The organism is Micromonospora sp. NPDC049089 (genome assembly GCF_040648775.1).
Classification (GTDB): domain Bacteria; phylum Actinomycetota; class Actinomycetes; order Mycobacteriales; family Micromonosporaceae; genus Micromonospora.
The window spans coordinates 1-23,546 of the sequence record NZ_JBEZEH010000104.1 but is presented as its reverse complement, the minus strand read 5'-3'; the positions used below and the strand labels follow the sequence as shown (position 1 = coordinate 23,546).

Sequence of the window (23,546 nt, the reverse complement as noted above, 5' to 3'; positions counted from 1 at the left end):
GTATGCGTTGAGGCTCCACGAGCCGGCGAAGCCGTCGGCGTCCTCGTCCGCTCGCAACCGCACGGTGTTACCCCCGGTGATGTTGACCGCTGTCAGCAGCACCTGACCATTGCCGGCGTTGATATCCGCGCCCGCGCTGTAGAGGCCCTTGCCGGCCGGACACGCCTTGACGCGGTTGGAGGACGGGTCGCTCGCGCTCGTCCCCGTCGACGAGATCCGCTCCAACCCGGCGGGCGCGGCGGCGCAGACCGCGATCGAGGTGGCGCTCCAGCCGGACGGCGAGGTGCCCTGCACCGGGACCGCCCGGACGGTCACCGACGTCAGGTCGAACGACGGCACCACCTGGTCGAGCACGACGTCGCCCAGGCCGCTGTTGATCCGCCCACCCATGCCGATGACCTTCTTCGTCCCGCAGCTCGCCGTGACGAACTCCGTTCCGATCGCCCCGGTCGTGGCCACCACCTGGTACCCGGCCGGCGTGGTGGCGCACTGAGCGAGGGCCTGCAATCCCCAGTCGCCGGTGAAGTTGACCGGGCCCACCTCCCGCATCGTCACGAAGAAGCCGGTGCCGTTCGCCAGCGGCTCCAACCGGTCCAGCCCGACCCGTCCGGCGGCCGACGAACCGGCGAGGAGGAAGCCGCCGCCCCCGGTGACCACCTTGCCGGTCGGGCAGGACGCGAACGCCGACTTGTCCAGGCTGCTCTCCGCAGCCGACTGGGTGACCGTCTCCAACCCTGCCGGTTCCGCCGAGGCCGGTGCCGCCCAACCCATGCCGGCCACCACGGCCGCCGTCGACATGACGGCCGTCAGCACGCCCCGCCCCTTGGTTACTCGCATGTCGCTCTCCCTGTCCGCCTCGGCCGACATCACGCCGGCCCGCCTCCCGCCCGGACCAACAGATCCGGCGACTGAGGAGAGCCTGGGCGGGGCCGCTTGTCGTCCGCTATCCGACCGCTTGGCGCCGGCCGTGCAGGGTCGTGTCGTCCATAGACTGTGGACGTCCGAACACGACTGAACAGGAAAGCCATGCGGTGGTCCCTCCTCGGCCCCGTCCAGGTGACCGCCGGAGGGCGGGTCCTTCCCATCGACCGCCCTCAGCAACGCGCGGTGCTCGCGCTGCTGCTCCTCAACGCCGACCGGCTGGTGCCCCTCGGGCAGATCGTGTCGGCGCTCTGGGCCGAAGAACCACCCGCCAGCGCCCGGACCCAGGTTCAGGTCTGCGTCTCCCGAATCCGGTCGGCCCTGCGTGAGGTAGGAGCGGCCGACCTGCTGACGACCCAGGGCAGCGGCTACCGGCTCACCGTACCCATGGCCGAGCTGGACCTCGCCGAGTTCACCCTGGCGGTCGAGCGGGCCCGCGCCGAGGAGACAGCCGGCCGGCGGGCAGAGGCGGCGCGACTGCTGCGCGACGGCCTGGCGTTGTGGCGAGGGCCGGCGCTGGCCGGAGCGACCGGAGCCTTCGTCGACGCTGCCGCCACCGGCCTCGACGAGCAACGCCTGCTCGCATACGAGCGGCTCGCCGCCGTGGAACTCGGCCTCGGCCGGTTCGCCGCGACCGCGCGTGCCCTACGCCCCCTGGTCGCCGAGCATCCGCTGCGGGAGTCGCTGGTGGCTGGGTATCTGCTCGCCCTGGCCGGCTGCGGCCAGCGGGCCGCCGCGCTGCGGCTCTACACCGAGACCCGCCGCCACCTCGTCGACGAGTTGGGCGTGGAGCCCGGCCCCGAGTTGAGCGAGGCCCACCTGCGGGTGCTGCGGGGGCCGCCGCCGGCCGAGCCCACACCTGCGGAGCCCCACGGACCGTCTCCGGCGCAGCTTCCCGGCGCCCCCGCCTGGTTCACCGGCCGTGCGACGGCGCTGCGGCAACTGGACGCGCTGCTGCCCGCCGAACTGGCGGGAGCCGCCCGGAACGGCGGCGACGGCGATCCGGGCCGGGCGGTGGTCATCTCCGCCATCGCCGGCACCGCCGGGGTCGGCAAGACCACCCTCGCGGTGCACTGGGCCTACCGGGTCGCGCACCGGTACCCGGATGGGCAGCTCTACGTCAACCTGCGCGGGTTCGACCTCGACGGCCGGGCCGTGTCGCCGGGCGAGGCGCTGCGCGGCTTCCTGGAGGCCCTGCACGTGCCGCCACAGCGGATGCCCACCGACCTGCCCCGGCAGGCCGCCCTGTTCCGGACCCTGCTCGCCGACCGCCGGATTCTGGTGCTGCTCGACAACGCTCGCGACGAAGAGCAGGTGCGGCCCCTGCTGCCAGGATCCCCGGGAAGCCTGGTCGTGGTGACCAGCCGCAATCGGCTCACCGGCCTGGTGGTGAACGCCGGGGCCCACCCGGTGACGCTGGACGTGCTTCGGCCGGCCGAGGCCCGGGAGCTGCTGGCCGGTCGGCTCGGCCGCGGGCGTGTCGGGCGCGAGGCGGCGGCGCTGGACGAGATCGTGCGCCGCTGCGCCGGCCTGCCGTTGGCCCTGGCCGTCGTCGCGGCCCGCGCCGTCGGGCAGCCCGACGTACCGCTGGGGGCGTTCGCCACCGAACTGCGGGACACCGACCCGGTTCGCCTCACCGCACTGGCCACCGGCGACCCCACGACCGACGTACGGGCGGTGTTCTCCTGGTCGTACCGGGCGTTGGACGCTGACCCGGCCCGGTTGTTCCGGCTGCTCGGGCTGCATCCCGGCCCCGACGCCGGACGGGCGGCGGTGGCCAGCCTCGCTGGCCTGCCGCCGGCTCGGGTCGAACCGCTGCTGGCCGACCTCACCAGGGCGAACCTGCTCACCGAGCGCACCCCCGGCCGGTACGCGATGCACGACCTGCTTCGCGCGTACGCCTCCGAACTCTGTCACGGCACCGACCCCGAGGCCGAGCGGAATGCCGCCCGACGCCGCCTGTTCGACCACTACCTGCACGCCTCGCGCGCGGCGGACCACCTGCTCGACCCGTACCGGTTGGCGCGGCCGGCGGTGCTGCCTCCACCCGAGCCGGGTGTGACGGTGGGCGACCGCCCGGAGCACGCGTGGGCGACCGCGTGGTTCGCCGCCGAGCACCACGTCCTGCTGGCGTGTGTGGAGCAGGCAGCGGGCGCCGGCCTGGACCGGCACGTCTGGACGCTGGCGGCGGCCCTCACCACGTACCTCGATCGCAGCGGGCACTGGCCCGAGCTGGCCACCGCGCAACGGACCGCCCTGGCGGCGGCGCTGCGCCGGGGTGACCTGGCCGGTCAGGCCCTGGCGCACCGGGGTCTCGCCATCGCCTGCACCTGGTCCGGCGATCACGAGGCGGCGCACCGGCACTACCGGCGCGACCTGGAGCTGTATCGCGAGCTGGGCGACGACACCGGACGGGCGCACACGCACCTCGGGGTGAGCTGGGTGCTCGCACGGCAGGGCCGGCTGCGGGCGGCTCTCGACGAGACCCGGCTGGCCCTCGACCTGTACCGGGCCGCCGACTACCGGGTCGGGCAGGCCAAGGCGCTCAACAATCTGGGCTGGATGCACGCCAGGCTCGGCGAGCCAGGACCGGCGCTGCACTGCTGCCAGGCGGCCCTGCGGCTGCACGAGGAGACCGGCGACCGGCACGGCGCGGCGCTGACCTGGGACAGCCTCGGCTTCGTCCACCACGGTCTCGGCGACCACGATCGGGCTGCGGACTGCTACCGGCGGGCGCTGGAGTTGCACCGGGAGCTCGGCGACCGCTACGACGAGGCGGAGGTGTTGGACAACCTGGGCGACAGCCTGCGGGCCGCGGGTGACCTCGACGCCGCGCGTCGGGCGTGGCGAGAGGCGCTGACGATCTTCGACGAGCTGCGCCATCCGGACGCCGACCGCCCCAGGGTCAAGCTGGCCGCCCCGGCCGTCCCTGCGGCGTCGGCGGGCGGCGGGGAACCGTAGGTGACGTGGTACGCGCCACGCCGTCTCAGGCTGACCGCTGCGCGGTGTCGCCGTCGCGGAGACGGTCCAACTCGGCGAGGTACATCGCCTGCATACGGTCGTAGTGCCGGACCAGCAGCGCGACCTCCTCGACGCTGTAGCCCTCGACGAGTCGCTCCGCCCGCTCGGCGAACCGCTCGTACGGCCGCTCCAACTCGGCGGCCCGCTCCGGCCGCAGGGTGACGATCAACCGCCGCCGGTCCGCCGGATCGCGCTCGGCGGTCACGTAGCCCGCCTGCTGAAGCCGGCGGAGCATGCTGGTCACCGCCCCGGTGGTGAGGTTGGTCCGCTCGGCGACCTGCCCCGCGGTGGCGGATCCGACGTCCGCCAGGTAGTCCAGGCACTCCAGGTCGCTCACGGTGAGGCCCAGCCGCTCCGCGACGGCGTATCGGAACACCATGGACAGCCGCGACATCTCCCGCCCGGCGCGCATCAGGTCGGCGATCGCGGACGCACGGGCCGGCTCGTGGGACATGCCGGCAATCATCCCTCCGGTACGGTGACCCGGTGCAGCCGAGGTAGCACGCGGGTCAGCACCCAGTGGGGTGCCGCCGCTCCCCCGGTGAGGCGGCGCATCAGCCTGGTCGCGGTGTCGACGGCCCGGAAGGCGTACCGCACCATCTCGTCCTGGTAGCTGGCGATCGCCTCCTCCACCGGCGCGCCGGCGGCCCGCGCCTCGACCAGCTTGTGGCCGAGCAGGGCGGCGTCACGCAGCGCTGTGTTGCCGCCGTGCGCGCCGAACGGCGGCATGACGTGCACGGCGTCGCCCATCATCGTTGCCCGGGGCACCGCCCACCGACGCGGGCGCTGGCCGGCGGCGAAGAGGTTGAGCACCGTGGCGTCCAGCTCGGCCGTACCGACCAGCCGTCGGATGACCGGGTGGAAGTCAATGCTCATCCCGGAGGCCAGTCTCCACAGCGTCAGCAGGTCGCCCCGGATGCCCATGGGCACCTCCTCCTGCCGGAGCAACAGTCCCCACATGACATAGTCGCCGCCGGTGGGCGCATAGCTGCCCGGGGCCAGGCGCGCGAACGCCTCCGACGGGCTCTCGCCGAACCGCATGGAGGTGAAGAAGAAGGCGCGGCCAGGCCGGTCGGCGATGGCCAGGACCCCGCTGCTGTGCAGCGCTTCCGGGATGATGCTCTCACCGTTGCGCCAGAGGGGCGACCGGCCGTAGATGCCCGCCATCGGGCTGTTCGACGGGTTCGCGTCCGGCATGATCTGCGCGCGCAGCGCCGAGCCGACACCGTCCGCACCCACGACGACGCTTGCCGCCGCGGCGCCGCCGTCGGAGAACAGCAGCCGCGGCCGTGCCGGGTCGCCGCTGTCCACCGCGATGGCGTCCTTGCCGTAGTGGATGCGCCCGTTCAGCCCGGACTGGAGAATCGACCGCAGGGTCAGCCGGTCGACCTGGCGGGTCGCGTGTGGCTCGTCCTTGAAGGTGATGGTGAATGCGTCCCGCAGCCGGCTGTCGGTGAAGCGTAGGTGCCCGCCGGGCTCGTCGCCGGTGGTCAGCGCCAGGTTGTACAGCGAGCGCGGCAGGCTCTCGCGCAGCGCTTCCAGGCCGTACCGGTCGAGGATGATCCGATAGCCCTGCCGCCGGACGAAGGGGCCCGGGTCCCGTTCGTAGACATGCACGTCAATGCCGGCGCGCATCAGGTACTGGGCGAGACAGAGGCCGGAGAGGCCGGCGCCGGCGATCGCCACCGAGAAGTCCGTCGATATGGTCACGGGGTTATCTTAATGACTAAGATGATTTGGGCAAGGCCGCCGGCCGAGCCGAGGCAGACTCGCTGAAGTGCCGGTACGAGTGAAAGACATCGCTGAGTTTCGATGAATTTCGGCTCGCGCCTGGCGGGTTTCCGTGGGACTGCCCTAACCTCGATATATGGTCTCGCGTCGATCCGTTCTGCGGGCGGTCCCGCTCGCGGCAGCTGCCCTCACCGCCGCCCCGGGTGATCTCCGTTGGCCCGGCCCGCCGTCCACCTCGGCGGATACGGACCGCGTCCCACCCGACCCGGCCACGATGCAGGCCACCGCCACCGCCGTTCGCGGCTTCACAGCCGACCTCTACCGCACAGTGGCGGCGACCCGGGCAGGCGGCAATGTGGTGTGCGCGCCGTACTCGGTCGGGCTCGCGCTCGCGATGACCAGGGCGGGCGCCCGCTCGACCACGGCGGACGAGATGGACACCGTGCTTCACGCGCCGCGTCCGCGCCCCTGCGCGCTCGACCGCGGACTCAACACCGTCGAGCAGGCGCTCGCCGGCCGTTACCAGGACGGTGACGGAGTCAAGCAGCCTCGGCTGACCACTGCCAACGCGCTGTGGACGCGGCTCGATCTGGTCCTGCGACCCAGGTTCCGGGACACCCTGGCCGGCTATTACGGTGCCACGCCACGACTTGTCGACTTCCGCGGCGCGCCGGAAGTGGCCCGACAGGAGATCAACACCTGGGTGTCCGATCGGACCAACGCGAAGATCCCAGAGCTGTTGCAGTCCGACGCCGTGAGCCCCGACACCAGCCTGGTCCTGACAAACACGCTCTACCTCAAGGCGGCCTGGAAGTACCCGTTCACTGCTGCGGCCACCGCGACGGGACCATTCACCAGAGATGACGGGACCGTCGTCGACGTGCCGATCATGCGCGGCCCGTTCGACCGGATGGGCTACCTCGAGGGAGACGGCTGGCGCGCGGTCGACGTGCCGTACGCGGGCGACGGGCTTGCCATGGCCATCGTCATGCCCACCCGGGACGATCTCGCCGCGGTCGAGGCGAGCCTCGATGCGACCTGGCTGGGCGCGTTGCTGACCGGGTTCCAGATCACCGACGTCGAACTGCGCCTGCCCCGGTGGACGTTCCGCCTGCCGGCCGAGCTGCGTGCCGCGCTGAGCAGCCTCGGCATGCCCACCGCGTTCACGTCACAGGCCGACTTCACCGGCATGAGCACCCAACCGGCCCTGTCCATCGACGACGTGGTGCACGAGACATTCATCGCGGTGGACGAGAAGGGTACCGAGGCCGCAGCCGCGTCCGCCGTCATCGTCCGGCCGCCGTCGATCCCGCAAGGGCCGCAGCTCTTCGTCAACCGGCCATTCCTGTACGTCATTCACGACCGGCTCACCGGCGTACCGCTGTTCCTCGGCCGGGTCCACGACCCGCTGGCCGAGGGCCCAGCCTGACCGGACGGGACAGGCGACTTCGTCGGTCGTTTCGTACCCCGAGCCGGAAGGGTCGTGCCTATCAACCGGCGCCTGGCCGTCCTCGACACGAGCGCAGATCCCGTACTGGTCACCGGCTGGGTTAACCAGACCCAAGCCGAACGGTCACGAGCCGAAGCCAATTTCCAGGCGACTCAGCACACGGAGCCCCGCCGGATGAGCGGTCTCGGCCAGCTACCCGGCCAGCGGGCCGGCTTGTTCAAGCCAGCTGCGCAACCAGGCCGCTGTGTGGTCGTCGGAGGCGGCGGCGTCCTCAAGGATCCGACCGAGCACCTCGCCGACGGTCGGACTATGCGGCTGGTCGGCGAGGGCCTGGACGGCGGCGCCCAGCTCCGATTCGCGACCGAAGCGATCTCGCACGAAGGCGGACAGGGACGCCCAAGCCTGTTTGCCGGCTTCGTCCGCAGCGCCGCTCGCCAACGGAACCACAGTGGCCGCGAGCATGCCGGCCGTGATCGGTTTTGTCGGAACCTCCGCTGACTTCGCTGATCCCGACGGAGACCACTGACAGTCAGGGACGGGTGATGGCTGCTTGCGGCGGGCGCGCTCGGCGGCGAGATGATCCGCTCGGCGGGACGGCATGCCGGGGAACGACGCCTCGGGGAACGGGGGAAGGTCCACCCGCGTCTTCACGGTCCCGCGGGGGTACCGGGGTTTGTTCAGCAGCCAACGCAGCACGAGCGTCGCCTGGGGATCGTCCACGATGCGGCGTTGGATGCGGGACAGATCAGCCGGGACCGGCGCGTCCATGCCGCCGGGCAGTACCACGATGAGGACCTTGCGCTGGAAGGCCTCCTGGTCGGTGTCGAACAGGCCATGCAACGCGTCGCACTCGCGAACCGCCCCCGCGCCCTCGTTCGCCGGATTGCGGCCTGACCAGCGGTCCCAGAGGGGTGCGCTGCTGATCATGAGGACGGTGTCCGCCCATGAAATTTGGTCTGGTCCCCAACGGGTGAAGTCGACCGTCCGGTCCTCGCTGTGGAAGAGATCGAACTCCACCTCGATACCTTCGACTCGATCGAGCGTACGAGCGAAGGCGAGCACTGCAGCCTGGTAGCGGGCCTGCTGCTGAGCGCTCCAGCGCTGGTCGCGGTGCGCCCATACGATGAAGACCCGGTGTGTCATCGCGCTCATCGCCAAATAGGTGTGGTCACGACAGCGCGCAGGGTCTCCGGGTCGTCGTCGGCGACAGCGGCCGCTGCGGCCCGCGACAGCGTCCAGGGGTGGTCTGGTCCATACAGCGCCGCGCTGCGGTCCGCCGCCTCTCGAAGCAGGACACCAGCGTCGACGGCCCCGGCCAAGGCCGCAAGCCGGCCGATGTTTGTACGCCAGCAGATCTCCTCGCCGGCGGAGGGTTCGACGACGTCGTCCGCGAGCAAGTGGCGCAGGCGGTCCGCCTCCCACCCCGGCCGGGCCATGTCCACCGGTGGCTGACCGTGCTGCCGGAGATCCTCGGCAAACCCACCATCTCCCGGCTGGTGCAGCGAGTCCAGCATGGTCAGCAGGACACGCCCCGCCGACGTCCGCAGCGGACGTGGGCGGAGGACGGCGTCCCGGCGCAGCAATGCGAGGCGGGCGCTGGACAATAGCGTCAGTGGGTGACCCGAGCCGAGAGACCGGGCGGAGTAACGGACGGCCTTCCCTGCGGATGCGATGTCGTCCGGCTCGACCGTGTCCGGGTCGGCCAGGCGCCAGGCGGCGAGAGCGTCCCGGGCCATCGCGGCATAGGCGGTGCTCGCGCCGAAGCGCCGTTCCACCGCCGCGGCCAACTCTTGGATCGTCCCCGGCGGCTGCGCCGCGAGGCCGGTGAGCCACGCCGCCCGCAGCCGGTGGACGATGGCCCAGACGGAGTCAGACCCGTTCTCTGCCACGCAAGCTGCCAGATCGAGAAGGACCGCTTGATGGGCGGCCCGGCGGTCACCCCGGGCCAGTTGCAACTCGGCCAAAGCCAGCCGCCGGATCAGAGTCTCCCGGTCCTCGTGTCCGAGCCGGTCCCGCAGGGTCTGCCAGGAACCATGGACCAGGGCGAACCCCTCGTCGGTCTCACCGAGGTCGTAGGTCACCAGCCCAAGGTTGCACTGGGCGATCGCAACGTCCGTGCTCTGTGCCGCAGAGCGGTCCAGCAGCCAGTGCAGCCCGCTGTTCAGCCGGTCGCGCGCCGACCGCAGCCGCCACGTCAGATGCTCGGTGCGTGCCAAGTTGTTGTTGATGTTGTGGAGTACCCCGGCACCCTGCGACTTCGTCCGTGCCAGGTTGGCGGCGGCGCTGAACTCCGCCACACCCTGTTCGTATCGGCCAGTGTCGAGCAGCAGCAGCGCACGGTCGTTGAGCAGTTCGGCGTACTTGCTCTCGGCGCCGCCCCCGGGGAAGGACAGCAGGTGACGGATCGCCGCGTCGTACACCTTCGCGGACTCCGGGAACCTTTCCCGCAGTTGAAGGATGAAGCCGAGGTTGTCCCCGATCTCCAACCGGATCATCGTCGACCAGGGGACGGTGTCCGCGTCGACGGTCCCGCGGGTCCGGCGGGGAAGGATCGTCAAAGCCCGCCGAGCGTACGCCTCGGCCTCGGCCAGATCCATGTCCATGAGCAGCGAGTCGGTCTCGTTGAGCCAGCGCGCGGCCGATGTCCGCGCGTCGGCGCCCGCGACATGGGCAAGCCGGTCTGCGGGCACCACTATGGCCGGGTCGAGATCGTCGAACGCGTCGACCACCTCGGCGGACACCCCGGGCACAGCCGCCGCAGCGAAATCGTCGCCGTGCATCGCCAGCGCCAGTAGGGCGACCCGGTACGCGCCGCGGGCCGCGCCACGCTCGTGCAGGTAGGCCCGGGGCAGCCAGAGCGCGTGATTGGCCAGACCACGCAACCGGTCGGGGGCGACGCTGCCTGGGCGTTGCCGGGATCCGTCCAGGACCAGGTGACAGGCCGCCACGGCGACGGCGGACAACGCCATGGTGCGCGACCAGAGATCGGCGTCGTCGACGTCCTCGTCGTCCAGCAGCCGACCAGCAACGGCGGCAACCATCAGCGCGACCCCGGCAGTATCCCGGCCGGCCTCGTCCCGGACCGCACCGGCCAGCAGTGGATGGACCAGAAACGTCTCCTCGTCGGCGCCGGTCCGGATCAATGACTGGGCCCGCAGTTCGGTGACGGCGGCGTCACGGCGTTCGGTTTCGGCGCACACGCCGACGGCGGGGTTGTCGCCGTAGTCGCGGCCCAGTCCGGACAGCAGCTCGCCGGAGACCGGGGCGGGCTGGGCGCAGGACAGAATGTGCAGCAGTGCCAGCGCATCCGGATGACTGACGCGCAGAGCCGCCAGGCGGATCCGCCAAGCCCGTTCGAGAGCGGCCGCCCCGGCGACGGGCGCGTCGACGTAACGATCCAGCCAGCCGCGCAACGATAGCCCGTCGACGGCGGCGGCCGCCGCCTGCTCGAGCGCGAGCGGAAAGCCACCGAGCCGGCGGGTAACCTCAGTGGCGAGCCGCTCGTCTTCGGCACCGGTGCGGGCCAGCAGGAACTCGATGCCGTCCGCCTCGGACAGCGGCTCGAGTTCGACCGTGGCGGCTTCGGCGCGCCAGCGGACCGAGGGCGAGGTAACGAGCACGTGCACCCCCGGTATCGAGGGCAGCGCGGCCGCGAACGCCGTCGGTTCCGGGGCGTCGTCCACCACTATCAGGGCCGGCCGTCGTTCGCCGAGTGCCTCCCAGAGGTCGTCCGGATTGGCGCCGTCGATCCCTAGGCGTTCAGTGAGCAGGGCGACCGACGAGCGCCAAGTGGTGGAGTTTGTCGCGGATAGCCAGCCGACCACCGTGTAATCGTCCGCCAGGTTGCGACACATCCTTACCGCCAGGGAACTCTTGCCCATCCCGGAGCCAGCGACCAGCGCGACCCGGATTGCTGCGGCCCGGTCGGCGAGCAGCTGCGCGAGCCGTTCGACCACGTCGTGGCGGGTGCGGTCCTCGGCGGGGTTACCGCGCCCAGGGACTGCGACGACCCTGCCCCGCGCCGCTGGCGTCGCAGCCGGTGCCTGCCGGGCGAGGTCCACCGTCCGGGGCCAGCTCGCCAGCACCCGGTCGGAGCGCTGCACGGCGGACGCCAGAACGGCGGGGTCCGCGATGCGGACCGTCAACAGGCCGGCCACGTCGGCAGGCCGCGGCACCCGCAACCGGCGCAGGCGAGCGTGCACATGCCGCCGGCGTTCCGCCGTCGCGCCGGCACCGTGCATCGCGGCGAGCACCGTGCGGGCATAGGTGTGCCGATCGCCGCGGATCACCTCGGCAGCGAACCGGTCACTGTCGAGAGCGACCGCCGCCCTGCGGGCCAACGCCCTGATAGCAGCGAGCAACTCCTGCTGCCCGGCGGACGAGTCCCGAGGGAGCACGAGCACCGTGCAGTCCTCGGGCCCTCCGGGATCGAGCAGCGCGGCGATCTCTGCCGCGACCCCGTCGCGAAGGCAGCGGACCAGCAGCCGCCCGCCGCCCGCCGTCGCGTCGATCCGCACCTGTACATCCGCGTCGCACGGCTCGATCCGGACTAGCGCGGGCGGGGCGGCCATGCCCAGCACCGGTACACCGGCCGTCACTCCAGCGACCGCCACTCGAATCAGCTTGCCCGCGTTCTCCACATCCACGTCGGCCCCTTTGCACGCGCAGAACATGGCCACACACCGCGATGGCCGGTTCCACCACGGGGCTTGCCGGAGGAGACTGTATCGACATCCCACCGTATCGGGGGCTGCCGATGACAGGGTCCACCGACAACTTCTTGGACGGCACCGCCCACATCGTCGTTCAGGCAGGTAGCGTACGCGGCGGAGTCCACCTCAAGGCGTCCCCTGAGCAGACGCTGCCGCTCCCTCGTCAGCTGCCGGCCCGGCCGTGGCTGCTGGTCGGCCGGGACGACGAGGCCGACGCACTGGACGATGCCCTCCGCACGGGTGATCTCTTCGTGGCGGCGATCGACGGTCCCGGGGGCATCGGGAAGACCACCCTCGTGCTGGAATGGGCATATCGGCGCCTGGACCGCTTCCCGGACGGGCAACTCTTCGCCGACCTCGGTGGGTTCGGCACGGGCGAGCAAGGCCCGCCGCCGCTCACGGTGCTTCGCGGCTTCCTGGCCGCCCTCGGCGTTCCGGCCAGCGCGGTCCCGACCGACACCGGTGCGGCATCAGCGCTGTTCCGCAGCCGGCTCGCCGACAAACGTATCCTCATCGTCCTCGACAACGCCGCCACCGCGGCACAGGTCGTTCCGTTGCTGCCTGCGGCAGCGCCCACCGCGGTCGTCGTTACCAGCCGCCACCATCTGGCTGGCCTGGGCACCGGCAGGGTCCGCCGGATCCGGCTCGGTCTCCTGGACCGGGTGGGATCGGCCGCGCTGCTCACCGAGAACCTCGCTGAGTCGGCGGCTGGCGTTGAACCAGCCGCCCTCGACGCCCTGATAGAGCACTGCGGCGGGCTGCCGTTGGCCCTGTCGATCGTCGCAGCCAGGGCGTCCCGGCATCCCGGGCACCCTCTGTCCAAAGTTATCGACGAACTCGGTGCGGCGGAGGCGCACCTCAGCGGCTTCGACGCGGGCACGGAATCCATGCGCCTGCAGTCCGTCTTCTCCTGGTCGACCTCCCGCCTCACTCCGCCGCAGGCCCGGGCATTCCGGCTCGTCGGCACAGCGCCGGTCGCCCTGCTCGGGCAGCACGCCGCCGCGAGTCTGCTAGGTCTTGCGCCGCGGCGGGCCACGGCGCTGCTGGACGAACTGGAGAGAGCGAACTTGGTGGAAGAGCCCACCCCGCGCCGCTATCTGATGCACGCCCTGCTGCAACGGCACGCGGGAGCACTCGCCGAGGAAAACGAACCGACGGCGGACCGCATTGCCGCCGTGCGACGGCTGACCGACTTTTACCTGGGCACCGCCTACCGGGCGGATCGGCTGCTGTTTCCCTTCCGCACACCGGTCACGCTGGAACACTTGGCACCCGGGGTCAGCACGGCGTTGCTCACCGACGAGTCCGCAGCCCTGGCCTGGTTCAACACCGAGTATGGCCAGCTGCTCGTTGTTCTCCGGCAGGCTGAACAGCTCGGCTGGTGGCGCCACGTCTGGCTGCTGGCCCGCCTGCTAGACACCTACCAGCACCGCTGGGCGCTGCTAGTCGACAATGTGGACACCTCGCGCCGGGGCGCCGCCGCCGCCCACGCCCTCGCCGAACCGTATGCGATCTCCTTGGCGGAGCGGCAGCTCGGCCGGGCGCTTACCCACGCACAGCGTTACGACGACGCGCGCCGTCACCTTAACCTGGCCCTGCAGGCCGCCGACGATTACGACGACACGCTCGCCATGGCGCACACCCGGCACGACCTGGCGCGCCTGTCGTCAATTGTCGGCGAGCACGGTGCCGGCCTGCGCCACGCCCGCGAGGCGTTGCGCCTGTACCGCGACTGCGGCGACCCAGTCGGCGAGGCTCATGCGCTGAACCGGGTGGCCCGCCAGCTCGCCGATCTGGGCGATCATCAGGCGGCTCGAACGGCCGCCCAGCAGGCTCTCGCCCTGCACGAGCGGAACGGAGACCCGGCCGGTTCCGCGGTCACCCTCGACAACCTGGGCCACATCGCTCGCCTGCTGGGGCAGCCGGACGAGGCAATCGAGCACTACTCACGCGCGCTCGCGGACGGCACGGCCAACCCGTACCTCGAAGCCGCCGTGGTCGAGCATCTCGGTGACGCCCACGCCGCTGCGGGCGACGACCAGCGTGCGGGCTTCGCGTGGCAGCGTGCGCTGACGCTCTACGAGTCGCAGCTCCGCACCGCGGAGGCCCGTCGCGTCTCCGACCGAATCCTGAGCCTGGGCGGCCCGTAGAGCCGCCCACCCTTCGACGATCTGGCCGTCGTAGCCAGTGGTCGACCACCATGCCCACCACGAACCCGGCGTCAACCTCAACTACTGAGCCAAGTCCAGCCCTGAGATCGGCTGGATGCCCGGACCTGACCTGGCCGGCCCCGGCCTGCGCGCCGGGCTCACGGACGCCCGCCGGAAAGGCCATCCGGACCGGACGTCGGTGCCCGCGCTGCCGTCGTCCCGTGCGCTAGCAGCCGATCTTGGGTGGCCCGCAACACCGTTGTTGATACCTACCTCGAACTGGTCGCCGAGAGCTGACCCATCAGTATCCAACGGGGCCACGGTGATCCCGCAGGGGCGCAGGCGGAGCGCGACCTCGACTCTTCCTCCAGCGCGCAACCTGCCAGCCCGCCCAGATCGGTCAACGGCGCACCCGATAGCGCAGGTGAAGCACCCGGTTGCCCTGAATCACCACGTCAGGATCCCCCAACAGGTGCTGCGCGTGGACCGACCCGAAGTAGCGCTTTCCGGACCCGAACACCACGGGTACGACGTCCATTCGCACCTCGTCGACCAGGCCCGCGGCAAGCACCTGGCCGCCGACGTCGCCAGCGGCGACCTCGACGACGCGGTCACCCGCGAGCTCCTGCGCCTTGGCCACAGCTGCCGTTACGCCGTCGACGAAGTGGAACGGCGCTTGGGGATCCCAGCCCTCGGGCTTCGGCCGGTGCGTCACGACGACCACATGGTCGATTCCGCTCGGCGGCTTCCCGTCCCAGCCGTCGGTCATGTCGAAGACGTGGCGGCCCGCGATCGTCACCCCGATACGGTCCCAGTACGGCCGGACATAGTCGTAGGACATCTGTGACACCTTCAACGCGCCGCTCTCGTCCAACGGGACGTCACCGCTGGTCAACCAGTCGAACAGCGGTCCGGGCTGGTCGTTCTCGTCTGCGATGAAGCCGTCCACCGACACCGAGCTGTACATGACCACGTCGCCCATCGGCGCGCTCCTCTGCTTGGGGATGGCCTCAGGTTAGAGCCCCGTGGACTGCCGCTCTTGTAAGGAATCAATCGCTCGGCAGCGGCCAGCCGTCCAGCACGTGACCAGGATGTTCGCGCAGGAACCGCCGCCGGACCTCGACGTACCGGGTGGGCGTGAGCCCGGTGAAGGCCCTGAACTCGTGGCCGAAGTGGGCCTGGTCGAAGTAGCCGGCGCCACCGGCGAGGTCGGCCCAGTCGATCGGTTCGGCGGGGTTGATCGAGAGCACGGTGGCGGCGAAGCGGTAGGTGCGGGCAAACCGTTTCGGTGTGACGCCGACGAACTCCTTGAACCGCTGTGCGAGGTGAGTGCTGCTGACACCGGCGGAAACCCTCAGGTCGTCGATCGCCACCGCCCCACTGGTCGCGGCGATGATGCGGCTCGTATGGCGGACCAGCCCCAGGCCGGCCGCGTCGCCCAGCCGTCGCATCAGCTCGTCCTCAAGCAGCGTCAGCATCTGGTGGGGTCCCTCGGCCGAGGCCAGCCGGTCTCGCAGCTCGGCGATGGCGGGCCGGCCCCACACCTGCTCCACCGTCGCCGGCCGGTCACACAGCTCCACCGCGGGCATCGGCAGGAACGGTGCCAGCCCCCACGGCTTGAAGTGCACGCCGACGGACCGGGTCCGGAGTGGGTAGCCGAACTCGAACGCACGGGTGGGCGTGGTGACCACGCAGCCGTCGGCGTACTCGGCCGTCTGGACGTCGGCGCCGGCGCGGATGCGGAACGGTGCCCCGAGGTTGACGACGAGGAAAGCCGCCGGACTTGCCGGCAGCGTCAGCCGGGCGTACGGCGGCGCACCCTCCAGGTAGTAGAGGTCGTCGATCAGCCCGTCCAGCGGCGGTCGCGGCACTCTGGACACGTACTCCACGCCCACAGTATCGCCGACGTGGCCGCGGCAGGACGGCAACGGCGCGGACGGTCAGCCGGGCCGAAGGGTGTGGCAAACCTACTGTCGACGCTGAGGTCACCACCAGTCGAAGTAACGGCCCGCGTGGAAGATTCCCACGCCGATGGCGGCGACGATGCCGACGACGAGCACGACCGGAGCGATCACCACGCTGCCGGCCGCGATGCCGATGGCACCCGCGGCGATGGCCAGACCCGCCCCGATGCCGACGCCACCGGCCACCACCCCCGACGTGTCGCCGGCCTCGGCGGCCCGGTTCATGCTGACGTACGAGACGGCTGCCAGACCGATGCCACCGATCACCAGTCCGGCGGTCATCGCGCTGACGGTGGCGACAGTGGCACCGGGCACGGCGATGGCGTACAGCTCCAGGCCACCGCCGACCGCGCCGAGCGCGTCACCGACGCCCATCTCCCAGTCGCCGTGCTGGTAGTCGCCCCACAGGGCGAACGCCGACAGGCCGAAGCCGAGGACACTGAGCCCCTTGCCGAGCATGCCGGTCCGGCCCGGCAGCCCGCGCACGTGCTCGGGCGCCGTGGCACTGGCCGGGATATCCCGACCGCGTCCCGGGTTGGTGGCAGTGCGGATCGCGTTTCCGGCGCTGGCCGGCGCGTCGGTCTCGGTGATGATGACGGCCTGAGATCGCTTGCCGGCCATGGTGCCGCTCGGGTTGGCCTGGATCGCGGCATCCGCGTCCCGGGTCGCCTCCCGGGCGATGTCACCGGCCTTGCGGTACCGGTCGGTCGACTTGATCTGCTTGACCGTGGTGCTGGTCTCCAGGTCGAAGTCCGCCGTGTTGTCGCGCCACGGCATGCCGTACAGCCATTCGAGGATGTTGCCGCGGAACGTCCCCCGGCCGCCCTTGAACTTGAAGTTCCAGATGAACTTCTCGGCGGCGGGCGCGGTGTGCGCGGCGGCCCCGCCGACGGCGCCGGGTGCGGCCGGAGCCTTGCCGCCGCCGGAGTCGGCCGGCGGCGCGGCCGGCGGCGGTTCGGGTGGCGGGGCCGGCGTGGGTGGCGGCGGCTCGGCTGGTGGCGGCTCCGGTGGCGGCGGAGGCGGCGCCGGCTTCGGCTTCGGTGGTGCCGGGGGCGGCAGTACGGCGTGCAGCACCCAGGTGCCGCCCGGGTGCTCGGACCAGTTGCCCCCCTCCAGGTTGAGGGTGACGTTGGCCTGGTAGTAGATGACCGAGTTCTTGTTGTTGATCCGTGGGTCGAGGGTCGCGCCGTGGCTGCTGAGGTAGCGGCGGAAGTCCTCCACTGTGGGGTTCTCGGACCCGGTGAAGTGGGACTCCGTTATGGAGATGTCGTGGGTTTCCGGCCCCTTGACCGTGGTGGGATTGAACCCGGCCGGGTCGACCATTCCCACCGGGTTGTTGCGGCAGTACCGGAACAGGTTGCCCCCGTCGGCGAAGCCGCCCGGGTCGCTGCTCGCCCACCGTCCCAGCCACGGCACGTAGTACCGGGCCCCGGCGTAGCAGAAGCCGGTTTCGTCGTCCACCTCGTGCCCGCCGAAGCGGTACCGCTTCAGGCTGAGGTCGGCGCCCGGCCGGCCGTACCGGTAGGCGGTAGTGCCGTACGGGTGGTACTCCTCGTAGGAGATGAGCACTCCGGCCGCGTCGGTCTCCAGCACGGCCGAGCCGAGGTGGTTGGTGAGCTGGTAACGGATCAGCGGAACGCCGAGCGGGTTGGCCGGGTCGAAGCCGCCGACGTCGACCGTCTTGACCTCCACCTGGGCGACCGGGCCGGTGTCGTCGGCGATCGTGGTGGTCCACCGTTCGTGCTGGAGGGTGCCGGTGACCCGGTTGCGTCGGCGGAACACGGTGACCGCACCCAGGAAGATCCATTCGAGTTGGACGCTGCCCGGCCGGTCCACGACCTTGCGCAGCCGCTGCCCGCTCGCGGCGTAGACGAACCGGGCCTCGCCACCGCCGCCAAGGTCGACCCGGCGGAGCTGGTCGTGGACGTTCCACTCCAGGGCCGGCAGGTGCGGCATGACGGTCAGGTTGCCGACGGCGTCGTGCGCGTACAGGGCCGAGTAGGGGCCACCGTCGGCGTCGCCGGGGAGGCTCGTGGAGGCCAGCCGGTTCGTGGCGTCGGCCGGGTCGTCCTGGTACGCGTACCGGTGATGCCGGGTCCAGCCGGCACCTACACCGGCCTGCGTCCGGAACCGGTGCCGGAGCACTGTGAGGTTGCCCAGCGGGTCGTACTCGTACTCCTCGGTGTAGGCACGTACCGCGCCGGGATCGGTGAGGCTTCCGGCCGGTGGCACATCGGTGTGGTCGCGGATCGCGTCGTTGGGCGCCCCGGCCAACTCCCGCCCGCTCGCACGGACCAGCTGGTAGAGCGGGTCGTACGCGTAGTCGCTGGCGGCCGGCACCGCCGCATTGCCGAAGAAGGTGGGCGCGCCCGGCTCGGCCACCCGGGTCAGGTTGCCCACCGGGTCGTACGTGTAGTGCAGGTCGCGCACCCCGGCGGTGAGCAGACGTTCCAACCGGAACGTCATCGGGTCGTAGAAGTACTCGGTGACCAGCCCGTTGCCGTGCCGGGCGAACCGCCGCCGACCCAGCGCGTCGTAGTCCTGCTCGGACAGGAACTCCACCTCCGCGCCCTGGCCGCGCAGCCGCGCGGTGAGCCGGCCCAGCATGCCGCCCTCGAGGTAGGTCGGTCGCAGCTCGGTGGCGTCGGGCAGGGTGACCACTGTCGGGCGGTTCACCGCGTCGTACTCGGCGGCGGTGCCGAAGACTTCGCTCTCCAGCAGTGGCGCCGCGGCGGCCAGCAGCGCTGCGTGGTCGGGCGCGGCTGCCACCGGCGACCAGTCCGGGCCGTCGACGTGATCGGTGGCGAGTCTCCGTTCGGCGCGGCGCGGGTTGCCCTTGAAGTCCACCTCGGGCACCCGCACCTGGCCCGCCGGGTCGAACACCAGGTACGGCACGCCGTGCAGGCCCAGCGTCGCCGCGTCCGGATGCCGGTCGCCGAAGACCACGTACTGCACACAGCGCTCCGCGCCGGCGGACTCGCGGACGTACACGCCGACGGGCCGGTGCAGGGCGTCGTACGTCGTGCGGAAGGTCCGGCCGTGTTCGTCCCAGATCCGGCGCACCCCGCCGAGCACATCCTGGAACACCCACCGCTCGCCCTTCTCCGCGCTCCACGACCGCACTCCCGCGCCGTGCATGGCGGTGGCCGCGTTGGCGATGTGCCGGCCCAGCGCGTCGTACCCGTCCGAGGACCGGCCGGTGAGGTCTCCCCTGGTGCGTACGCCGAACCGCTGGCCGGCGCCCCGGTCGGCCACCGTGTAGACGGCCCGACCGAGGCTGTCGAAGTGGATCACGGAGGGCGTGTCGGCGTGCTTGGCGGCGAGCCACGCGGCGCGGGTGGCCGGGTCGGCCGGTTCCGGATCGGACACGGCGGGGCTGCCCCGCTCGGCGTACCACTGGCTGTCGAGCACCGTGTCGTTGGCGTCGAACAACCGGTGCGACCAGGCCGTGGACTCGACCCGGCTGAGGGTGCCGTCCGGATACCGGGTCAGCACGGCCCGGCCCAGCGGGTCGTAGTAGCGAATCGCTGTGGCGCCGATCTCGCGCAGCGCCGCCGCGTCCTCGTACTCGTGGGTGGTGCTGAAGTAGGGCTGGTACCGCTTCACCGGGTTGCCCTTGTTGTTGACCACAGTGCGGCCGGTGCCGACCCAGCGCGGGTCGGCGTCCACCTCGACGGCCACCCCGTCCTCACCCACCTCCAGGGCCCTGCCCGGATGCACCCGCGACTTGGTGATCGCCACACCACCGGTGCCGGTGCTGTACTCGTAGCTCTCCAACCAGCGCGGGTTGGTCGGGCCGTGCCGTTCCCGGTGCCGGCCCCGGCTGTACGCGGGCTGGCCGTTGACCATCCAGTTGAACGGGTCGTACGTGAACGTCAACGTGGGATCGTCGAGCGTGTCGCCGTCCCCGGCGCCGGGCCGGCCGAGCAGCGCCGAGGCCACCACCCGGCCCAACTCGTCGTAGCGCACCGCGCGCCGCTGCCCGTTCGGGTCGGTGACGAGGCTCGGACCGAGCACCCGGTAGTCGTTGACAGCTGTGGTGACCGACCAGGCCGCCTGGTCGATGGTCACCCGCTCGGTGAGCAGGTGGTAGCCGTCGAAGGTGACCGCCGTCGCCATGTCCAGCGCGTCCCGGGCCCCGTTGGACAGGTAGAAGTGCGCGGCCGGATCGTCTGGATAGCGCAGCTCGCCGGACGGGATCCACCAGTCCGGGCCGCCGTCGAGGTGCACGTAGCCGGCGGCGGCCAGGTCCGCGTCGGTCACCGCCGTGCCGTAGCCGGCGGCCAGCGCGGCCGGGGTGAAGGCAAGTTGGTACGTCTGGTGCCCCAGCCCCAGGCTGTCCCACTGACCGGCCGGCAGCGGCGTCAGCGCGTTGTCCCGGAACCGCACCTGTGACCGGGACAGCAACCGCCGCTGCGCGCCGACCTCGTCGGCCACCACCTCGTACCCGATCGGGGTGGCCGCGGCGAACCCGACGAGCAGTTCGGCGCGGGTGAACAGCGGACCGGCCGGGGCCAACCCGGTCAGTTCGTGCCCGACCGCCTCGTACGCGGCGCGGATCCGGTACGCCGGCACCGGCAGCGTCTCGTCGATGTCCGGGGTGTACCACTGCTCGCCGTACGTGACGTGACGGCGTCGCTGTTCGGCGGTCACCTCGGCGGGCAGCTCCGGGTCGGGCGTGGTGCGGCCGTAGACCACCGCCGCAGCCTGGACGACGGTGCCGTACGGGCCGAGGACCAGGTTGAGCCGGTGGCTGATCCGGGGCTCGTCCGGCTGCCGGTCATAGGAGAGGCTGACCGCCTCCCGCTCGACGGCGACGAACACCCGCGCGTCCAGCCGCTGCACCTGGTACGTCTGCTCGACCACCCCGTACGGGTGCTCCTGCGCGGCACTGCCGTCGTACGAGTACACCTCCTGCCGAAGCGGCAGGCCGCGCAACGCCCGCCGGCTCTCCCGCAGCTCCGCGGCGGAGACTCCGGCCGGCAACTCCTCGCTGGGCAGGTGCCGGCCGGCGTACCACTCGGCGGACAGGTCGACCGGGGCGCCGGTGTGGTACCAGGTCTTCGTGGTGACCGGTGGCTGGTACAGCTCGGGCGAGGTGTCCTGGTTCCCGTCGACCGCCTCGACGCCCAACACGTGGTCCACGAACGACTCGCCGTCGATCTGCTCGACCATGCCGAAGCCGGCGAACTCCCGCTCGACGCCGTCGTAGTGCCCGTGGTGGTAGCGGTAGCCGGTGACCAGCCGGGTCCCGGTGATCCGGTCCACCTGTTCGACCCGCTCGACGACCTGCACCGGGAACGGCAGCACGGTCACCCACGGCTGGCCGGCTCGCCGGTCGGCCAGCTGGAAGGCGGTGGAAGTGGCGTACCGGATGGTGGTCTCGCCGCCCAGGTTGTTCACCACCCGGGTGAGCAGGTGCGGCTTGCCGTCGGCGGCCAGATTCAGGTAGCGCACCGGGCCGGCGGCGTCGCCGGGCAGCGGCGACGACCACACCAGGCAGCCGGTGCCCGTGCCCAGCAGGTCGGTCACTGTCACCGTCGAATCGGGCGTGACATGCGGCAGGTCGGGCAGCTCGACGGGGGCCGACCAGCCGTTGCCGGACTGGTTGTACCAGAGCCGGATCTCGCGCCGGCCCAGGTAGCACAGGTCCATCACGCCGGTGCCGTCCACGTCGGTGAGGAGCACCCGGGCCGGATCGAACTCGTCCAGCCCGGTGAACCACGGCGCGTCGTCCATCTCGACAGCGGTGCCGAATCGTCCGTAGCCGACGTTGGGCCAGTAGCAGACGGAACCGTCGCGGACCCGGACCAGGTCGGTGAGCCCGTCGCCGGACATGTCGGCGAGGAAGATGCTCTGCCGGTCATCGGAGCGCAGCAGCCGCGGCCCACGGTCCTCGTCGGCGGGCCAGATCGCGGGTCGCGCCGGGCCGTATCCCGCCTCGGCCAGCGACTCGTGCCAGGCCAGCACTGTGTCACCGGCGATCAGCAGGTCGGCACGGCCGTCCCCGGTGAGGTCCAGCAGCAGCAGGTCGGGGCTGGCCCAGTCGACGGCGGGCAGCTCGCGGAACGGCTGGAAGCCGGACCAGCCGGCGTCGTCGGTACGGCGGACGAAGCCCGCCGGTACGGTGCCGAGCTGGACCAGCTCGATCCGTCCGTCACCGTTCACGTCGACCAGTTGCTGGCGTCCGCCGGCCAGGTTGGTCAGCGACGGCACGGTGGGCAGCGCGGCGACCGGGCCGATCCGGCCGGCGCCGAGGTTCGGCCGGTAGTAGAGGGCACCGTCGTGCCCGGTCAGCACCCCGGCGAGTCCGTCCCCGTCCAGGTCCACCCACAGCTCGGTCCGTCCGTCCACGCCGGCCGGCAGGTTCTCCAGGCTGCCGCGCTCCAGTTCCCGGGTGGTCGTTGCGATGGTGGCCGGTGTGTATTCGAAGGTCACCGGGGGCAGTGCGGCGCTGGTGCGCCCGCCGCCGGCGGCCGGGGCGTAGCCGCGCTGGGTCACCTCGACCAGGGTGGACAGCACCGGCCCGGTGGCGTACTCCAGCTCCACCGCGCGGACCAGGCAGTCCGCGCCCACCTCTGGCTCGTCGGGGAAGTGGTGGAACATCAGGATCCGGCGGCACAGCCGGTAGGTGCGGACCTCGAACCCCGCGCGGTAGGTGGAGAACGGGTCCGGCCGGCAGGTCCAGTCCCCGGTGTCAGCAGGTAGCGGGGTGTCCGGGTGGTGCTCGCCGTAGTCGAGCACGACCTCGAACAGCCAGCCGGCGTCGGCGATCTGGGTCGGCGTCAGGTCCACCGGGCGCCGGCCGTCGGAGTCGAGCAGCGGCACCGTGTTGCCGTACCGCACCGACTTGAGGTAGCGGTTGACGTTCCGGTCGGTGCGGTGCCGTTCGTGCGGCCGGTCCAGGTCCAGGCCGGCGGTGTCCTCGGCCTTGTAGGTGTAGGTGACCGCGTTGCCCCGATCGTCGCGGGTCTCGCAGAGCAGCCAGGTGTGCACCCGCCCGCCCAGCCCGACGCGGGAGCCGCCGTCGCGGCCGTACACGGCCAGCAGGTTCGACCCGGACAGGGTGCGCCAGTGCACGTCGCCGTCGGAGTCCCGGGTCCACCGCTCGATGCGGGCGAACGCCCCCTCGGTCCGTGGCCGGAACCGCTGCACCGTGTGCCCGGCGACCGGTGTGCCGCCGGGCACCGGGACCAGGTCGTCCTCCCCGGACAGCAGGAAGGTGTCGGTGTCGTCGTAGCGGGGCAGGCCGCGGTCGGTGCGCCGGGTGATGGCCGGCACGGGCACCTGCCAGCCGATGCCGAACGGGCCGTTCCCGGTGCCCGAGTCGTAGCTGAGGGTCAGGTCGGGTTGGAACCCGGACCGGCCGCCGCTGACCGGGATGGGAACGGACATGCCGCCGGTCCCGGTGACCGGGTGGGCGGCGAACGTCTCGCCGATGGCCCGGATCGCGCCGCCGCCGGTGGGCAGGCTGATCGCCGGTCCGCCGAGTCCCGGCCCGGTCGCGCCCCGACCGGCCGGCGGCGACCCGGCGCCGGTCGCGTCGGTCGGCGGCCCGCCCGGTCCGAATGCCCCACCCGGTCCGCCGGGAGCGCCG

At 71.7% G+C, this 23,546-nt stretch carries 11 protein-coding genes and 1 pseudogene; 4 read left to right on the top strand and 8 right to left on the bottom strand.

What is annotated here, in order from left to right:
* Nucleotides 1-837, bottom strand: an 837-nt coding sequence (locus tag AB0B48_RS18950; RefSeq protein WP_357203053.1) for a hypothetical protein, incomplete at its 3' end; no start/stop codon positions are given.
* Between the two features lie 189 nt (nt 838-1,026).
* On the opposite strand from AB0B48_RS18950, the gene AB0B48_RS18945 reads away from it, so the two are divergent.
* Entirely contained in the window at nt 1,027-3,882 is a 2,856-nt protein-coding gene (locus AB0B48_RS18945; protein WP_357203050.1) for a BTAD domain-containing putative transcriptional regulator, read from the top strand.
* A gap of 25 nt (nt 3,883-3,907) precedes the next feature.
* Here the strand turns inward: AB0B48_RS18945 and AB0B48_RS18940 are convergent, their stop codons facing one another.
* On the bottom strand, nt 3,908-4,396 hold the full coding sequence (locus AB0B48_RS18940) for a MarR family transcriptional regulator (RefSeq protein WP_357203047.1): 489 nt from the start codon (nt 4,394-4,396) through the stop codon (nt 3,908-3,910).
* An 8-nt stretch (nt 4,397-4,404) separates the two neighbouring features.
* A complete protein-coding gene (locus tag AB0B48_RS18935; RefSeq protein WP_357203044.1) occupies nt 4,405-5,652 on the bottom strand; it encodes an FAD-dependent monooxygenase in 1,248 nt (415 codons plus the stop codon).
* 157 nt (nt 5,653-5,809) lie between these two features.
* Here AB0B48_RS18935 and AB0B48_RS18930 point away from each other — a divergent pair, with 157 nt between their 5' ends.
* A complete protein-coding gene (locus AB0B48_RS18930; protein ID WP_357203041.1) occupies nt 5,810-7,102 on the top strand; it encodes a serpin family protein in 1,293 nt (430 codons plus the stop codon).
* Between the two features lie 213 nt (nt 7,103-7,315).
* Here AB0B48_RS18930 and AB0B48_RS18925 read toward each other — a convergent pair whose 3' ends face one another.
* Together AB0B48_RS18925 and AB0B48_RS18920 are read right to left on the bottom strand one after the other, a co-directional pair.
* Nucleotides 7,316-8,275 carry an SEFIR domain-containing protein gene (locus AB0B48_RS18925; RefSeq protein WP_357203056.1) on the bottom strand — a complete coding sequence of 320 codons (960 nt, stop codon included), beginning with the start codon at nt 8,273-8,275 and terminating at the stop codon, nt 7,316-7,318.
* Nucleotides 8,272-11,769 carry a hypothetical protein gene (locus AB0B48_RS18920; protein WP_357203038.1) on the bottom strand — a complete coding sequence of 1,166 codons (3,498 nt, stop codon included), beginning with the start codon at nt 11,767-11,769 and terminating at the stop codon, nt 8,272-8,274. Before AB0B48_RS18920 ends, AB0B48_RS18925 begins: the two co-directional genes overlap by 4 nt.
* A gap of 110 nt (nt 11,770-11,879) precedes the next feature.
* On the opposite strand from AB0B48_RS18920, the gene AB0B48_RS18915 reads away from it, so the two are divergent.
* Nucleotides 11,880-13,985, top strand: a complete 2,106-nt coding sequence (locus tag AB0B48_RS18915; protein WP_357203035.1) for a tetratricopeptide repeat protein — start codon at nt 11,880-11,882, stop codon at nt 13,983-13,985.
* Nucleotides 13,986-14,385: 400 nt separating this feature from the next.
* On the opposite strand, the gene AB0B48_RS18910 is transcribed toward AB0B48_RS18915, so the two are convergent.
* From AB0B48_RS18910 to AB0B48_RS18900, 3 genes are all read right to left on the bottom strand, one after another.
* The gene (locus tag AB0B48_RS18910) at nt 14,386-14,967 is read right to left on the bottom strand and encodes a dihydrofolate reductase family protein (protein WP_357203032.1); all 582 of its coding nucleotides are present in this window, start codon (nt 14,965-14,967) and stop codon (nt 14,386-14,388) included.
* Nucleotides 14,968-15,034: 67 nt separating this feature from the next.
* Entirely contained in the window at nt 15,035-15,874 is an 840-nt protein-coding gene (locus AB0B48_RS18905; RefSeq protein ID WP_357203029.1) for a helix-turn-helix domain-containing protein, read from the bottom strand.
* 96 nt (nt 15,875-15,970) lie between these two features.
* Nucleotides 15,971-23,344, bottom strand: coding sequence for a SpvB/TcaC N-terminal domain-containing protein (locus AB0B48_RS18900; RefSeq protein ID WP_357203026.1), 7,374 nt, complete (start codon nt 23,342-23,344; stop codon nt 15,971-15,973).
* Here AB0B48_RS18900 and AB0B48_RS18895 point away from each other — a divergent pair.
* Nucleotides 23,343-23,546 (top strand): annotated as a pseudogene (locus AB0B48_RS18895) (hypothetical protein); the annotation flags it as partial. The gene AB0B48_RS18900 and the pseudogene AB0B48_RS18895 overlap by 2 nt on opposite strands.

What these genes read in the sequence shown, in the direction of transcription:
- AB0B48_RS18915 (WP_357203035.1), top strand. Translation starts at nt 11,880, where the DNA reads ATGACAGGGTCCACCGACAACTTCTTGGACGGCACCGCCCACATCGTC.
- AB0B48_RS18930 (WP_357203041.1), top strand. Translation starts at nt 5,810, where the DNA reads ATGGTCTCGCGTCGATCCGTTCTGCGGGCGGTCCCGCTCGCGGCAGCT.
- AB0B48_RS18940 (WP_357203047.1), bottom strand. Translation starts at nt 4,396, where the DNA reads ATGTCCCACGAGCCGGCCCGTGCGTCCGCGATCGCCGACCTGATGCGC.
- AB0B48_RS18910 (WP_357203032.1), bottom strand. Translation starts at nt 14,967, where the DNA reads ATGGGCGACGTGGTCATGTACAGCTCGGTGTCGGTGGACGGCTTCATC.
- AB0B48_RS18900 (WP_357203026.1), bottom strand. Translation starts at nt 23,344, where the DNA reads ATGTCCGTTCCCATCCCGGTCAGCGGCGGCCGGTCCGGGTTCCAACCC.
- AB0B48_RS18945 (WP_357203050.1), top strand. Translation starts at nt 1,027, where the DNA reads ATGCGGTGGTCCCTCCTCGGCCCCGTCCAGGTGACCGCCGGAGGGCGG.
- AB0B48_RS18925 (WP_357203056.1), bottom strand. Translation starts at nt 8,275, where the DNA reads ATGAGCGCGATGACACACCGGGTCTTCATCGTATGGGCGCACCGCGAC.